Raw genomic sequence first — 13,757 nt, forward strand, 5'->3', positions numbered from 1 at the left:
GCTTAACCTTCCACCACGTCCAGCCCGTCGCGCGACATGGATTGCAGGCGCGGCATCAAGCCAAGCAGGTGCTGGCTGTACGGATGTTGCGGACGCTCGAACAGGCTTTCGGTTTCAGCTACCTCGAGCAGTTCGCCGTAGCGCATCACGCCGACGCGGTCGCACATCTGGCGTATCACCGGCAGGTCGTGGCTGATGAACAGCATGGTCAGCCCAAGCTCTTCTTGCAGGTCTTTCAGCAGGTTCAGAATCTGCGCCTGAATCGATACGTCCAGTGCCGACGTGGGTTCGTCGCAGATCAAGAAGCGCGGCCGGGTGGCCAGCGCGCGGGCGATGCAGATGCGTTGGCGTTGGCCGCCTGAAAATTCATGTGGAAAGCGTTCGGCCGCGCGGTCGCCCAGGCCCACCACATCAAGCAGGTTGGCGACGATACGGCGCGCTTCGGCCTCGGATGCCGCCAGCTTATGAAAGCGAATCGGTTCGGCAATGATGTCCAGCACGCGCATGCGCGGGTTCAGCGACGAGAACGGATCCTGGAAAATCATCTGGATCTGCCGGCGGAACGGATTCAGCTGCTTTTCGCCTTTCAGCGCGGTCAGGTCCGTGCCGCCGAATGTCACCGAGCCTTCCGACGGGGTGTACAGGCCGGATATCAGCCGCGCCACCGTGGACTTGCCCGAGCCGGATTCACCCACCAGCCCAAATACTTCGCCCTCGCCTATGGAAAAGTTGACGCGCTTGACCGCGTCCAGCGTGCGCTGGTTGCGCTTGAACAGCGCGCTCTTCAACACGAAGCGCATGGACAGATCACGCACCTGCACCAGCGGGCCATTCGTCTGCGCGCCGAAGTCGCGCCGCTGCCCCAGCCAGTGCGTGGCCAGGTCCAGCGGTTGTGACGGCGTCTTGACGTCTTCGATGTAGGTGACCAGCGGAAAGCGCTTGAGCTTGATGTCCGGACGCGGCACGGCCGAGATCAGGCTGCGCGTGTAGGGATGGTCGGGGTCGCCCAGGATCTTGGCGGTGGGGCCTTGTTCGACAAGCTTGCCGCGATACAGCACCGCCACGCGGTCGGTCACGTCCGCAATCACGCCCATGTCGTGCGTGATGATGATCATGCCCACCTGCTCTTCGCGGCACAGCTTCTTCAGCAGTTCCAGGATCTGCGCCTGAATGGAGACGTCCAGCGCGGTGGTGGGTTCGTCGGCAATGATGACTTCGGGCTCGCAGCACAGCGCCAAGGCAATCACCACGCGCTGCCGCATGCCGCCCGAGAACTGGTGGGGGTATTGCTTCACGCGCAGTTCCGGCTGGTCGATGCCCACTTGCACCAGCAATTGCACCGCGCGCGTCTTGGCCTCGGCGTGTGTCAGGTTCAGGTGGACCTGCATGGTTTCCACCAACTGGCTTTCCACCGTTTGCAGCGGGTCCAGCGAGGTCAGCGGATCCTGGAAGATCATGCCGATGCGGCGCCCGCGCACCTTGCGCTTTTGCGCGGGCGTCAGCGTGTCGATGCGTTCGCCGTTCAGCAGCACCGAGCCGCCCGCCAAGCGCCCGGGCGCTTCCAGCAAGCCGATCACCGCATTGCCGATGGTGGACTTGCCGGCGCCCGACTCGCCCACCACGCCCAGGATCTCGCCCTTTTCCAGGGCCAGCGATACGCCGTCCACCGCCACCAGCGTGCCGCGACGGCTGGGGAATTCGATGCGGATGTCTTCTATGTTCAACAGGGCCATGACGTCCTCAGCGCAGCTTGGGGTTGAGCGCGTCGCGCAGCCAGTCGCCCAGCAGGTTGACCGATAGCACCAGCGCTACCAGCGCAACCCCGGGGAAAATCGAAATCCACCACATGCCCGAGAACAGATAGCTGTTGCCGATGCGGATCAGCGTGCCCAGCGACGGCGCGGTCGGCGGCACGCCCACGCCCAGGAACGACAGCGTGGCCTCGGTGATGATGGCAATCGCCAGGTGAATGGTGGCGATGACCAGCACCGGCCCCATGACGTTGGGCAGGATGTGACGGCGCAGGATGGTGATGGGCCCGATGCCGATCAGTCTTGCCGCCTGCACGTATTCCTTGTTGCGCTCGACCAGCGTAGAGCCGCGCACGGTGCGCGCGTACTGCACCCAGCCCGAAATGCCGATGGCGAAGATCAGCACATACAGCGCCAGTTGATCGTGCATGTCGCGTGGCAACAGGCCGCGCGCCACGCCGTCGATCAGCAGCGCCACCAGGATGGCGGGAAACGACAGTTGCACGTCCGCGATACGCATGATGAAGCTGTCGATGCGGCCGCCGGCGTAGCCGCTGATGAGGCCCAGCGTGACGCCCAGCACCATCGAGAACAACACCGACGCGAAGCCCACCAGCAAGGACACGCGCGAGCCATACAGCACGGCGGAAAGTATGTCGCGGCCCTGGTCGTCGGTGCCCAGCAGGAAGTCAGGGCTGCCGCCCTCTTCCCAGGCGGGCGGCGTGTTGGCGTCCATGATGCTCAAGGAAGCCAGGTCGAAGGGGTTGTGCGGCGCGATGATGGGCGCGAACAGGGCGCCCAGCAGAATGGCCAGCGTCACGATGGCGGCGATGATGGCGCCGGGCGACCGCTTGAAGCTGTGCCAGATGTCGCTGTCGGCCGCGCGGGCAAACATGGGAGCGATGCGAGCAATCATGTTGATTCCTTTACTTGCTCTGCACGCGCAGACGCGGGTCCACGGCGAAGTACAGCAGGGCCACGACCAGGTTGATGACCACGAACATGAAGGCGATCAGCACCAGGTAGGCCGCCATGACGGGGATGTCGACCATGCTGATCGCCTGGATGAACAAGAGGCCCATGCCGGGCCACTGGAACACGGTTTCGGTGATGATGGCGAACGCGATGATGGAGCCCAGTTGCAGGCCCGTGATGGTGATGACGGGCACCATCGTGTTCTTCAGCGCGTGGCGGAAATTGATCAGCCTTTCCGGCAGGCCGCGGGCGCGCGCGAACTTGATGAAGTCGGCGCGCAGCACTTCCAGCATCTCGGCGCGCACCAGGCGCATGATCAAGGTCATCTGGAATAGCGCCAGCGTGATAGCGGGCATGATGAGCGCCAGCCATCCGGATTTGGTCAGGAACCCGGTGGTCCACCATCCCAGGCTGACGACGTCGCCGCGCCCGAAGCTGGGCAGCCATCGAAGCTGCACGCCAAACACCAGGATAAGCAGGATGCCGATCAGGAAGGTGGGCAGCGAAATGCCGGCCAGGGACAGCGCCATGAAGGCCTTGGACACCACGCCGTGACGCCGCAGTGCCGTGTAGATGCCCATGGGAATGCCCAGCGCCAGGGCCATCACGGCGGATACGAACGACAGTTCAAGCGTGGCGGGCATGCGTTCTTCAAGCAGCTCGCTGACGGGCCGGCGCTGCCGGTACGAGATACCGAAGTCGCCCTGCACCGCGTTGCCGACGAAGCGCGCGAATTGCACCACGAAGGGGTCGTCCAGGCCGAGCCGCACGCGCAATTCCGCGCGTTGTTCAGGCGTGGTGTCCTGGCCGACCATGCTGGCGATGGGGTCGCCTACGTAGCGGAACATGGAGAACGCGATCAGCGCCACCGTCAACATCACCAGCACCGACTGGATAAGCCGTTGCGCAATAAAAGAAAGCATTATCAGTTGCCCTCGTTTGCAGATAACGCCGGGCCGCGCTTGCCATGAAAAGCCGAAAAGCGGGGCTGGGCCGGGCGCGCCCGGATGGCTTGCGCCATCCGGGGCTCAGGTCGTCAAAGGATTACGACAAGAGGGCTTACGGCAACACCACGTCGCGCAGGTCAAGCACGTCGTCGGCGCGCTGGATGACCTTGATGTTGTCCTTCACGCCCCAGGACATCGGCTGCTGGTGCAGCGGCAGGTAGCCGAAGTCGGTGCGCACGATCTCGAAGGCTTCCTTGATCATGGCGTTGCGCTTGGTCTGATCGGTTTCAACGCCGATCTTGTTGGTCAGGTCGTCCACCTTCTTGTTGCAGTAGCCGCCCAGGTTGAACTGGCCGGCGGCGGTCTTCGCGTCGCGGCAGGCGGCAAGGTTCAGCAGCACGTTGTGCGCGTCGGTGGAGCTGGGCGTCCAACCCAGCATGTACATGCTGGTCTGGTTGCCCGCTTGCAGCAGGATCTTGCCGAAGTACTTGGACTTGGTTTGCGCCAGCAGGTTGATCTTGATGCCCACGCGCGCCAGCATGCCGGCGACCGCCTGGCAGATCTTTTCGTCGTTGACGTAGCGGTCGTTCGGGCAGTCCATGGTGACGGTGAAGCCCTTCGGATAGCCCGCTTCGGCCAGAAGCTTCTTGGCGCGTTCGGTGTCGGGCTTGAAGGGCGCGCCGTAGGAATCCGAGTAGCCGTTGATGGCGGTGGCCACCAGCGAGCCCAGCGGCTTGGCCGCGCCGCGCATGATCTTCTCGTTGATGGCCTTGGTGTCCACGGCCAGCACGACGGCTTCGCGCACCTTCGCATCCTTGAACGGGTTCTTGCCCTTTACATCCGAGAACAGCAGTTCGTCGCGGCTTTGGTCCATGCCGATGAAGATCGTGCGGGCTTCAGGCGCGGTCAGCGGCTTGACGCCCTTGGCGTCTTCCAGGCGCTTCCAGTCTTGTACCGGCACCGGTTGCACCAGGTCCATTTCGCCGGAGATCAAGGCGGCCACGCGCGTGGCTTCCTGCGTGATGGGCTGGAAGATGACTTCGTCGACGTTGGTCTTGATGTTCTTGTTCCAGTAGCCGTCGTAGCGCTTGAGCACCGTCTTCACATCCGGCTGGCGCGACACCAGCATGAAGGGGCCGGTGCCGTTGGCGTTCAGGTTGGCGTAATTGCCCTGGTTGTCGCCCTTGACGTTGGTGGCTTCGGTGGTCTTGTTCTTCTCGGCCCACGTCTTGCTCATGATGTACAGAAACACCCATTCGCGCGGCAGGATTGGGTTGGGCGTGGGCGTCGTGACTTCAATGGTGAAGTCGTCGATCTTCTTGATGTCGGAAGCCTTGGCGCCATAGCCCTTCATGTCGGAGCCGGGGGTCAGGCTGCGCTTCCAGGAGAAGATGACGTCATCGGCGGTGAAGGGCGAGCCGTCGTGGAACTTGACCCCTTTGCGCAGCTTGAACACCCACTTGTTGGGCTCGGGGTTTTCCCAGCTTTCGGCCAGAAGCGGCGTCAATTTCAGTTCGCCGTCATAGCCGGCCAGTGTTTCGTAGATATTGCCCTGGAAGCCCAGCGTGAACGTTTCGTTCAAGGCCATCGGGTCCATGGACGTGGCGTCGCCTTGATACGCCCAGTGGAAGGTCTTGGCGGCCGCGCCGGCGCTGAACGCCAGCGATGCGGCAATGGTTGCCGCCAGCGCAGCTTGCTTTAGGTGGGGAAAAGTACGCATAGCCCTCATGCTCCGTGTAGTGCGCGGATCGCGCGACAGAAGTGACAGAGCCCCGGCCCCGACGGGGTCCAGGGCATGGCGTTGCTGCTTACTGCGAAAGACGGCGCGGGGTCGAGCGGCGCGTGGCGCGAACTGCGCACAGGCCGTGGAGGGCGATGCCGGGTATCACTGCGGGTATCACTGCGGAAGACTTCGACTTCACGATAGACCCAACCCCTTTTGATTGTCATGACCGGGACGGGCCCGCGCCAATGCAGATCGAATCTTATAGACGCATTCGTTTAAGCGTCAATCGGTTTGGATTGGGGATAGTCCGTGCTTGCCGTCTGCCTTGAATGGTGCAGGTTGGTGGCCATTCAGGTGGCGTCGGCGGGGCCGGCGGCAAGGGAGCGCGCCAGGTCTTGAACGATACGTTTGCGGCGGTCGCTGTCTTCATGGTGCTTGCCCAATGCTGACCATTCCGGGCGGCTGCGTGCTTCTTTCAGCGCGTCGGGCAAAGGCCCTTTTTTCCAGGCCTCGTCGTCGGGCGGGGCAAGCTTCAAGGGTTCACGCGCGGCGTGGCCGCGGCGTTCCAGCGCGTCGATCAGTTGGCGTTGGCGCAAGGCCAGCAAGCGCAGCACGGCGTCGTCGACACTGATCTCGCGCCAGCCGCGCAGCTTGCCCGCGACACGCTTGCCCAGCTTTTCCACGCCCTGCCACAAGCCGCCCGCCGCCGCGCCGATCAGCATGCCCGTGCCTAGGCTCAGGCCCGCGCTAAGCAGGTCCACCGCCGCGCCGGCCATGGCGCCGGCGGCGGCGCCCATGCCCACTTGCACGCCCATGTCCTTGAGCGCCTGCGGATGGAAGAGGTCCATGCCCCAGCGTTCACCTTGCAGCGGCAGCGCGTCGTCGTTGAAGTCGGACGCGCGGAAGTTGTAGAGCGCCAGCAAGGCGTTCACGCAGGCCTGTTCGCGCTGCCGCACGAGGTCGCGCAACTGGTTGGACGCAGCGGCCAGCGCGCTGTCATCGTTGGGGCTGGTGAGATGCAGCGCCGCCACGTCGATAAGCAGATCGGCCAGCAGTTCGTAGGCGGCGGCGTGGCGCTCGCGGCGCTGCGCGGACAGGCTGTCGGCCAGGCGTGCCAGTGCGCCGGCGTGGCGGTCCAGCAGCACGCCCAGCTTGGCGTAAAGCTGCTGCTCGCCATCCAGCGGGGGCGCTACGGTGTCGAATTCCACCACGGCGTGCAGGCCCAGCCGCGCCATGGCGCCGCGCCATTCGTCGGCGCGGTGCGCGGGTGCGTTCACGAAATTCAACACGGGCAGCAGGGGGCGGCCGCAAGCGGCAAGAATGGCGAGCTCGTCGCGGTGCTTGCCCAGCACGGGATCGCGCGCGTCGATTACGTACAGCGCCGCGTCGCACTCCAGCATTTTTGCCAGCACGCGGGCTTCTTGTTCGAAGCGGCCATGCGCTTCGGGTGTATCCAGAAAGCGGCGGATGCGCGCGGGGCCGTCCAGCCGCTCGTCCGTGGCGCCCAGCCGTTCCAGGTATTCCAGCAGCGCGATGCTGTCTTCCATGCCCGGCGTGTCGAACCATTCCAGCACCGCGCGCCCGTCCAGGCGCAGGCGCGCGCCTTCCACGTGGCGCGTGGTGCCGGGGCTGTCGGCAACCTCGCCAAAGCGGGTGTCGCGCGTCAAGGTGCGCAACAGCGAGGTCTTGCCGGTATTGGTGTGGCCGACCAGGGCGATCTTGATGATGTCCTCAGCCATGGCCGGCCTCCAGCCACGTGAGCGGCAGCGTGGGCGTTTGCAGGATGGCGTCGGCCGGCAAGCCCAGCGCCAGCAAGCGTTCGCGCCACAGCGCGGCGCGCGTGGCCGCGCCGTCTTCGACGGAAGCGATCAGCCAGACGCCGGTGTGGCCCGCGTGGGCGGAGAGTTCGGCGATCAGCGACAAGGTGCCGCGGTCTGGCGTTTGGCGCGCGTCGCAGGCGATCAGCAGACGCGACGCCGCGGCTTGGGCCAAGGCGTCCAGCACGCGGTTGCGTTCTTCGCGCGTGTCCAGGTTGCCGGCCATTTGCACGCTGGCGGGCAGGCCGGCGGGTGGCCAGGCCAGGTCGGCGGGCAGTTCCAGCCCCAGCAGCACGGGCTGCCCCGCCAGGCCGGACAGGGGTGCGGACTGCATGCGGGGCTGATGCAGCGCGTCTACCGGGCGGTCGATACCGGTGGATTGCACGGGCGGCTCCAGGCGGTCGCGCAGCGGCGAGAAGCCGGCAAGCCTAGGGTCGATGCGCAAGCGGCGCAACGCCCGCAGCGTGGCGCCGACGCACAAGGCCCCGGCCAGCAGGCGCGGCAAGATGCCGTAGACCACCAGCACGCCGATCAGCCACCACGACCAGCGCACCTGCGCGTTGGCCGCCACCGTCTGCGCGCCGTCGCTGGCCCGGATGACGTCGGCATCCGGCATCGGAAAGCCCAGATGCGCGGGCAGCCAGCCGATGGCCTGGGTCAGCCAGACAAAGGTGTCGGGCGCCAGCAGCGTGGTGGCCCAGACGAAGCGGTAACTGGCGGTGGACAAGGCCACCAGCAATGCCGCCAGCGCGGCGCACAGCGCAGTCAGCCACAGCAGATGGCTGACCGCGCCAAACAGCCAGCGCAAGGCGCCCGCGCGGGCCAGCAGGTTCAGAAAGGCTTGCGGCACCAGCGCGCTGTCGGGCCCGCGCGCCAGCTTGCGGGTGGCCCAGAGCCAGAGCCGCCCCAGTCCGGTCGCGGCGGAGGGCTTGAGCAGAAAGCTGGCCAGCCACAGCAGAAAGGTCAGCGCGTGCAGACCCAGCAAGGCGCCCAGCGCCCACAGCACGTTCACGGGGCGGGAGCCGTCGCCCAGCGCGCCCAGGGCCACGGCAATGCCGGACATCAGGGCCAGCACGAACAGCGCCGCCAGCATGGCCTGGGCGCTGCGGCGCCAGCCGTCCACTAGCGGGGAAAGGTTTTCGCGTTGCGCCAGCAAGTCGGCGCGGGCCAGGATGCGCGACGGCAGATCGGTGTCAAGCTGGCGCACGCGCCGGACCGCGTCCGCGTCGTCCATCGGACCCCAATGCGTTTCACGCAGGCGGATGAGTTCGGCCAGCCAATGCGCGCGCAAGGGGCGCGGGGTGGCGGGGCCAGGCGGCGAATCAAAAGCGCGAGAGGTCGAGGGCGGCATCGCGTCGGTAGGCAGCGCGGTCGGACCGCGGCGTGAGGCCGCAAAGGGCGATGCGCCATTGTAGACCGGGCGCATTCGGCAACGGGGGCGGAACGCGTGCTGACAGCGGGCTACACATCGGACCCGACAGCGAACCGAGGCGTGGCCGAGGTCAGTGCTGGCGGTGTGCGTTGCGGTATTGGCCGGGGGTAAGGCCGACGGCCTCGCGGAACACGCGCGACAAGTGGCTGGCGTTGCCGAAGCCGCTGGCCTGCGCGATGCCGGCCAGGTCGCCTTTGCCGGCCGCCAGCAGCCCGCGCGCATGCGCCAGGCGCCGTGCGCGTACCCAGGCGTGCGGCGGCTCGCCGAACGAGGTGTGGAACATACGGGCGAAATGGTAGGTGGACAGGGCCGCCACGCCCGCCAGTTGGTCCAGCGTCAAGGGCTCGTGCAGGTGCGCGTCCACATAGTCCATGACGCGTCGGCGCACGGCGGGCGCCAGGCCCCCGCGCGCGGGTTGCGGCGTCTTGCGCGCCACGCCCTGTTGCAGCAAATGATGCAGCACGGTTTCGGCGGCGCTGCTGGCGGCCAAGCGGTCGGCGGGTTGCGCCCAATCGGTGCCCAGCAGTTGCCGGCACACGTCGATCAGCGACGGGTCCTGGATGTAGGTGCGGTCGCGCAGTTCCAGCGCGCGGGGTTCGCAGTCCAGACGCATGACAGCTTCGCGGGCCAGCCGTTCGGGGGCGATGTACAGGTGCAGGAAGTGCACGGTGTCGTTCATGCACCAGCGCGAATAGTGTTCGGCCGGCAGCACGCAGAATTTTCCGGCGCCGCCATGCAGCGTGTCGCGGCCGACGCGAAACGACTTGTCGCCGCCGTGCAGATAGAGCGACAGCGTGTGATGGCCGGGCGTGTCGTAGCCCAGCGTTTCGTGCGCGCTGCGCCGCCATTGCGAGATGGCCATGCCTTCGCCCAAGGGCGACGCGCGTTCCAGCGTGGCGGTGGAACGCGACAAAGTGCGAAAGACGGAGAAGTCGGCCGGGGCCGAAGCAGCGGTGCCCATAGTGGCGAAATGCTAAGCGATCTTGTGCGCGCCGCGCCGCCTGGCCGCGCAAAAACAGCAAGATCCGGCAATCGCCTTGAAAGGGGCCGGCGCACACTGGCGTTCCGGCGGGCGGCCTAGCCACGGCGGCTTCATGTCCCCTTTTTTGCGCATCGCATCGTGAACCTGTTTCTGTATTTCCTGACTGTCGTCATCTGGGGCACCACCTGGATCGCCATCAAGCTGCAACTGGGCGTGGTGGCCATTCCCGTGTCGATCTTTTATCGCTTTGCGCTGGCGGGCCTGGTTTTGTTCGCCGTGCTGCGCTTGACCCGCAAGCTGCAGAAACTGGACCGGCGCGGGCATTGGCTTTGTGTTGGCCAGGGGCTATGTCTTTTTTGCTTGAATTTCCTGTGCTTCTACACGGCCACGCAATGGATCCCCAGCGGTCTGGTGTCGGTGGTGTTTTCGGCCGCCACGCTGTGGAACGCGCTGAACGCCCGCCTGTGGTTCGGCACCCGGATCGCACCCCGCGTGATGGTGGCGGGGGCGGTCGGCTTTTCGGGCCTGGTGCTGTTGTTCTGGCCCGAGCTTGCCAGCCAGCAGGCCAGCCATGAAACCTTGCTGGGACTGGGCTTTGCCCTGCTGGGCACGTTCTGCTTTTCCACCGGCAACATGCTGTCGTCCTTGCAGCAGCGTGCGGGTGTGCGGCCTCTGACCGGCAATGCCTACAGCATGCTCTACGGCGCGGCGATTCTGCTGGCGGGCTGCCTGGTGGCCTGCCTGCCGTTTCAGTTCGACACGTCGACGCCGTATGTCGGCGCCCTGCTGTATCTGGCGATTCCGGGGTCGGTGATTGCGTTCACGGCGTATTTGACGCTGGTCGGGCGCATGGGGCCTGCGCGCGCGGCCTACTGCACGGTGCTGTTCCCGGTGGTGGCGCTGGGCGTGTCGACGGTGGCCGAGGGCTACCAGTGGACGCCGCCCGCGCTGGTGGGCCTGGTGCTGGTGATGGGCGGCAACCTGCTGGTGTTTTCCAAGTGGTCGCCGTTTGTGCGGCGGGTGGCGGGATAGATTGATCTCGGACTCAAGGCGAGGCCAGAGTTTCGAGTTCCGAGTTCCGAGTTCAGCCCGGCGCTGATCGCGCCAACAGCCCCAACGCATCCAGCAGGCGGTCGATCTCGTCGCGGCTGGTCAGGGGGCTGACCGACACGCGCGCAATTTGCGACAGGCCGCGCGCTTCCATGTCCAGCGGCGTGTAGGGCACGCCATTGCTGCCGATAGTGATACCGTCCGCCGCCAGCGCGCGCTGCACGTCGGCGGCGTTCCAGCCTTCCAGATTGAATGCGATCAGGCTGGATTTTTCACGGCCCTGGTCCAGCACGGTAATGCCGGGAATGGCCGCGAGCTCGGCGCGCAACGTTTGGGCGGTGGCGTCCAGCGTGGCGCGGATGGCATCCACCCCAAGTTCCAGCGCCTCTTGCAAGGCATGGGCCAAGCCACAGCGCAGCGCCATCGAGGCTTCGGCCGGCTCCAACCGCGCGGCGTCCGCCCGCAGCATGGGCCGGCCGTCCATGCCCAGGGGGGCGGAGTGGGTGTCGACGAAGGCGGGCGTCAACTGATCTAGGAAGCCGCGCCGCACATACAGCAGGCCGGTGCCGCGCGGACCGCGCAGGGCCTTGCGGCCCACGCTGCTGAGTACGTCGCAGCCGATGTCGGCCACATCAATCGGCAACTGGCCAAGCGCTTGCGCCGCATCCACAAAATAGGGAATGCCGGCTTTGCGCGCGACGCGGCCGATGGCGGCGGCCGGGTTGATCAGGCCGCCGTTGGCCGGTAGCCATGTCAGCGTGATCAGCCGCACGCGCTCGTCCAGCATGGCGGCCAGTGCGTCGGCGTCCACGCAGCCGCTGGCGTCCGACGGAATGGTTTCCAGCACCGCGCCCGCGCGCTCGGCGCTAAAGCGCATGGTGGCCAGGTTGCCGCCCCACTCATGGCGCCCGACCAGGATGCGATCGCCCGGCCGCCACGGCGCAAGCGCCGCGAAGGCCGCGCCCCAGCCGGCGGAATTGCCGCTGGTCAGGGCAATTTCTTCCGGCTGTGCATTCAGCAGTTGGGCGGCCAGCGTGCGGGCGCTTTCCGTCAACGCGCGCGAGGCCACGCCGGCTTCCATGGGGCCCTGGGTGGCTTCGCGATGCAGATGCGCCTGGATGGCTTGCACGGTGCCGGACGACGGCAGCGAGGAACCCGCGTGATTGAAGTGGACGCTGGTTTGCGTGCCCGGCGTCTGGGCGCGCAAGGCCTGGATGGTGGCGGGGCTGAGGGGGGCGGGGCTCGGGGCGGCGGACATGGTGGCGGTTATGGGAGGCTCAGGCGGAGGTCAGGGCGATGACGGCTTCGATTTCCACCGCCACGCCTTGCGGCAAGGACGCCACGCCGACGGCGCTGCGCGCATGGCGGCCGGCATCGCCGAACACCTCCACCATCAGGTCGGAAGCACCGTTGGCGATGGCGCTCTGGCGATTGAAGTCGGGCGTGCTGGCCACAAAGACGCCCAGGCGCACCACGCGCGCCACGCGGTCCAGGCGGTCGCCGGTGGCGGCGGCAATTTGCGCCAGCAGGCCCAGCGCGGACAGGCGGGCCGCTTCAATGCCGTCGGCATCGGAAATCTGGTTGCCCAACTGGCCCAGGTACTGGGGTTTGCCGCCCTTGCGCGAGATCTGCCCCGAGATGGTGAGCAGGTTGCCTTCCAGCACAAAGGGCACGTAGTTTGCGGCGGGCGCGGCGGCCGCTTCCAGGGTGTAGCCCAGTTCGCTGACGCGGCCGGAAATCGTTTGAGTCATGGTGGATCACCTGTGAACAAGTTGAGGATGCATGCGGTGCGTGGGTCGCACGGCGAGTGCACGGAGGCAATTGTTGATGCTATCGGCCGCGCCGCCGCCTGACCAATCAATTCTTGCGCCCGACGCATGAGTCAAACTAATGCGTGCCGGCGTCGTCCGGCTCATCCGCCCGGGCGGCTTCGGCCAGCCAGTCGCGCAAGGCGAGGGCAGCCGGAGACAGCGCTCCGCGTGGTGTCACAAACCACCAGCCTATGCGGGGGTCTTGCAGGACGGCGTCGGGCAATGCCTGCACCAGCGCGCCGCTGGCCAGATGCGGGGCAATCAGCCGGTGCCGGCCCATGGCCAGCCCTTGTCCCGCCAAGGCGGCTTCGACCACGATGTTGTAGTCATGCAGGCGCACCGTTTGGGCGCGGCCCAGGTCCATGCCGAACCGCCGCGCCCAGGCATCCCATTCAAAGGGTTGCCTGGCGTGCGAGGTCAACAGGGGGTGGCGCAGCAGATCGTCCGGGGTGCGGGCACGCTTGCGTCCCCGCCCAAGCGCCGGCGCGCAAACCACGGACAGGGTTTCCGTCATTAGCAGCCGCGCGCTCACGCCGGGCCATGCTCCGCGACCATAGCGTATGGCCACGTCCACCTCGCCGCCCGCCACGTCGGCCAGACCAATGTCGGGCTGCAATTGCAGGTCGATGCCGGGATGCGCGGCGGCAAACGCGGGTAGCCGAGGAGCCAGCCAGCGCGTGGCGAACGAGGCCAGCAAGCCCACCTTCAGCGTGACGCGCGCGGCGGCGGGCGCACGAATCTGGTCGGTGCCTTGGCGCAGCAGTTCGAATGCCGCGTGCACATGGTCGTAGTAGGCCTGCCCGGCGGGCGTCAGCGCCACCGCGCGCGTGCGGCGTTCAAAGAGCGCAACGCCCAGTTCGCTTTCCAGCCGCTGGATGTGGTGGCTGATGGCGCTTTGCGTGACGAAGAGCTCCTGCGCGGCCAGCGAAAAACTAAGGCGCCGCGCTGCCGCTTCAAAAGCGCGCAGGGAGACCAGGGCGGGCAGGGATCGCGTGGAACGCATGGGGAAGGCGGTGGTGTGGCTCGGTGGTGTTGCGCTTTGATGTCGCTAGATGGCGTTGCGGGGTGATGTCGCGGGGTGACGTCGCGGGGTGACGTCGATACGGATGCCCGTCATGCTACGCGCTTCGAATACCGGGAAGCAAAGCACGGGTGCAAAACGCTTGTGGCAAGCACTTATGCCAAGCACCAATGCAAAAAGCCCGCAAACAAGTTGCGGGCTTTTTTAGGGGTACTGCTAGCGGTGCGGGTTTTGCTGCGGTCTTG

Annotated in this window: 11 protein-coding genes; 1 reads left to right on the plus strand and 10 read right to left on the minus strand. The window is 66.4% G+C overall.

Annotated elements, in window-relative coordinates; all coding sequences use genetic code 11:
- Nucleotides 1-2: 2 nt before the first annotated feature.
- From ACE04A_RS27435 to ACE04A_RS27465, 7 genes are all read right to left on the minus strand, one after another.
- Entirely contained in the window at nt 3-1,733 is a 1,731-nt protein-coding gene (locus tag ACE04A_RS27435; protein ID WP_259251433.1) for a dipeptide ABC transporter ATP-binding protein, read from the minus strand.
- Nucleotides 1,734-1,740: 7 nt separating this feature from the next.
- Complete coding sequence (locus ACE04A_RS27440) at nt 1,741-2,667, minus strand: ABC transporter permease (protein ID WP_259251434.1); 927 nt, start codon at nt 2,665-2,667, stop codon at nt 1,741-1,743.
- 10 nt (nt 2,668-2,677) lie between these two features.
- On the minus strand, nt 2,678-3,649 hold the full coding sequence (locus tag ACE04A_RS27445; RefSeq protein ID WP_485820717.1) for an ABC transporter permease: 972 nt from the start codon (nt 3,647-3,649) through the stop codon (nt 2,678-2,680).
- 136 nt (nt 3,650-3,785) lie between these two features.
- Nucleotides 3,786-5,393: an ABC transporter substrate-binding protein gene (locus tag ACE04A_RS27450; protein WP_279993587.1), complete on the minus strand. Its 1,608-nt coding sequence runs from the start codon at nt 5,391-5,393 to the stop codon at nt 3,786-3,788.
- 356 nt (nt 5,394-5,749) lie between these two features.
- Complete coding sequence (locus tag ACE04A_RS27455) at nt 5,750-7,138, minus strand: GTPase/DUF3482 domain-containing protein (protein ID WP_485820718.1); 1,389 nt, start codon at nt 7,136-7,138, stop codon at nt 5,750-5,752.
- Nucleotides 7,131-8,567 (minus strand): DUF2868 domain-containing protein, encoded by a 1,437-nt coding sequence (locus ACE04A_RS27460; protein WP_448715743.1) that lies wholly within the window; start codon nt 8,565-8,567, stop codon nt 7,131-7,133. Before ACE04A_RS27460 ends, ACE04A_RS27455 begins: the two co-directional genes overlap by 8 nt.
- A gap of 151 nt (nt 8,568-8,718) precedes the next feature.
- Entirely contained in the window at nt 8,719-9,609 is an 891-nt protein-coding gene (locus ACE04A_RS27465) for a helix-turn-helix domain-containing protein (RefSeq protein WP_050448890.1), read from the minus strand.
- A 159-nt stretch (nt 9,610-9,768) separates the two neighbouring features.
- On the opposite strand from ACE04A_RS27465, the gene ACE04A_RS27470 reads away from it, so the two are divergent.
- Nucleotides 9,769-10,662 (plus strand): DMT family transporter, encoded by an 894-nt coding sequence (locus tag ACE04A_RS27470; protein WP_485820719.1) that lies wholly within the window; start codon nt 9,769-9,771, stop codon nt 10,660-10,662.
- A 52-nt stretch (nt 10,663-10,714) separates the two neighbouring features.
- Here ACE04A_RS27470 and ACE04A_RS27475 read toward each other — a convergent pair whose 3' ends face one another.
- The 3 genes from ACE04A_RS27475 to gcvA all read right to left on the minus strand — a co-directional run bounded on the left by ACE04A_RS27475 (nt 10,715) and on the right by gcvA (nt 13,494).
- Nucleotides 10,715-11,938, minus strand: a complete 1,224-nt coding sequence (locus ACE04A_RS27475; protein ID WP_485820720.1) for an aminotransferase class V-fold PLP-dependent enzyme — start codon at nt 11,936-11,938, stop codon at nt 10,715-10,717.
- Nucleotides 11,939-11,957: 19 nt separating this feature from the next.
- Nucleotides 11,958-12,431 carry a RidA family protein gene (locus tag ACE04A_RS27480; protein ID WP_259251441.1) on the minus strand — a complete coding sequence of 158 codons (474 nt, stop codon included), beginning with the start codon at nt 12,429-12,431 and terminating at the stop codon, nt 11,958-11,960.
- A 136-nt stretch (nt 12,432-12,567) separates the two neighbouring features.
- Nucleotides 12,568-13,494 carry a transcriptional regulator GcvA gene (gene gcvA / locus ACE04A_RS27485; RefSeq protein WP_448715746.1) on the minus strand — a complete coding sequence of 309 codons (927 nt, stop codon included), beginning with the start codon at nt 13,492-13,494 and terminating at the stop codon, nt 12,568-12,570.
- Nucleotides 13,495-13,757: the final 263 nt, after the last annotated feature.

This window comes from Achromobacter colocynthidis (assembly GCF_057334535.1).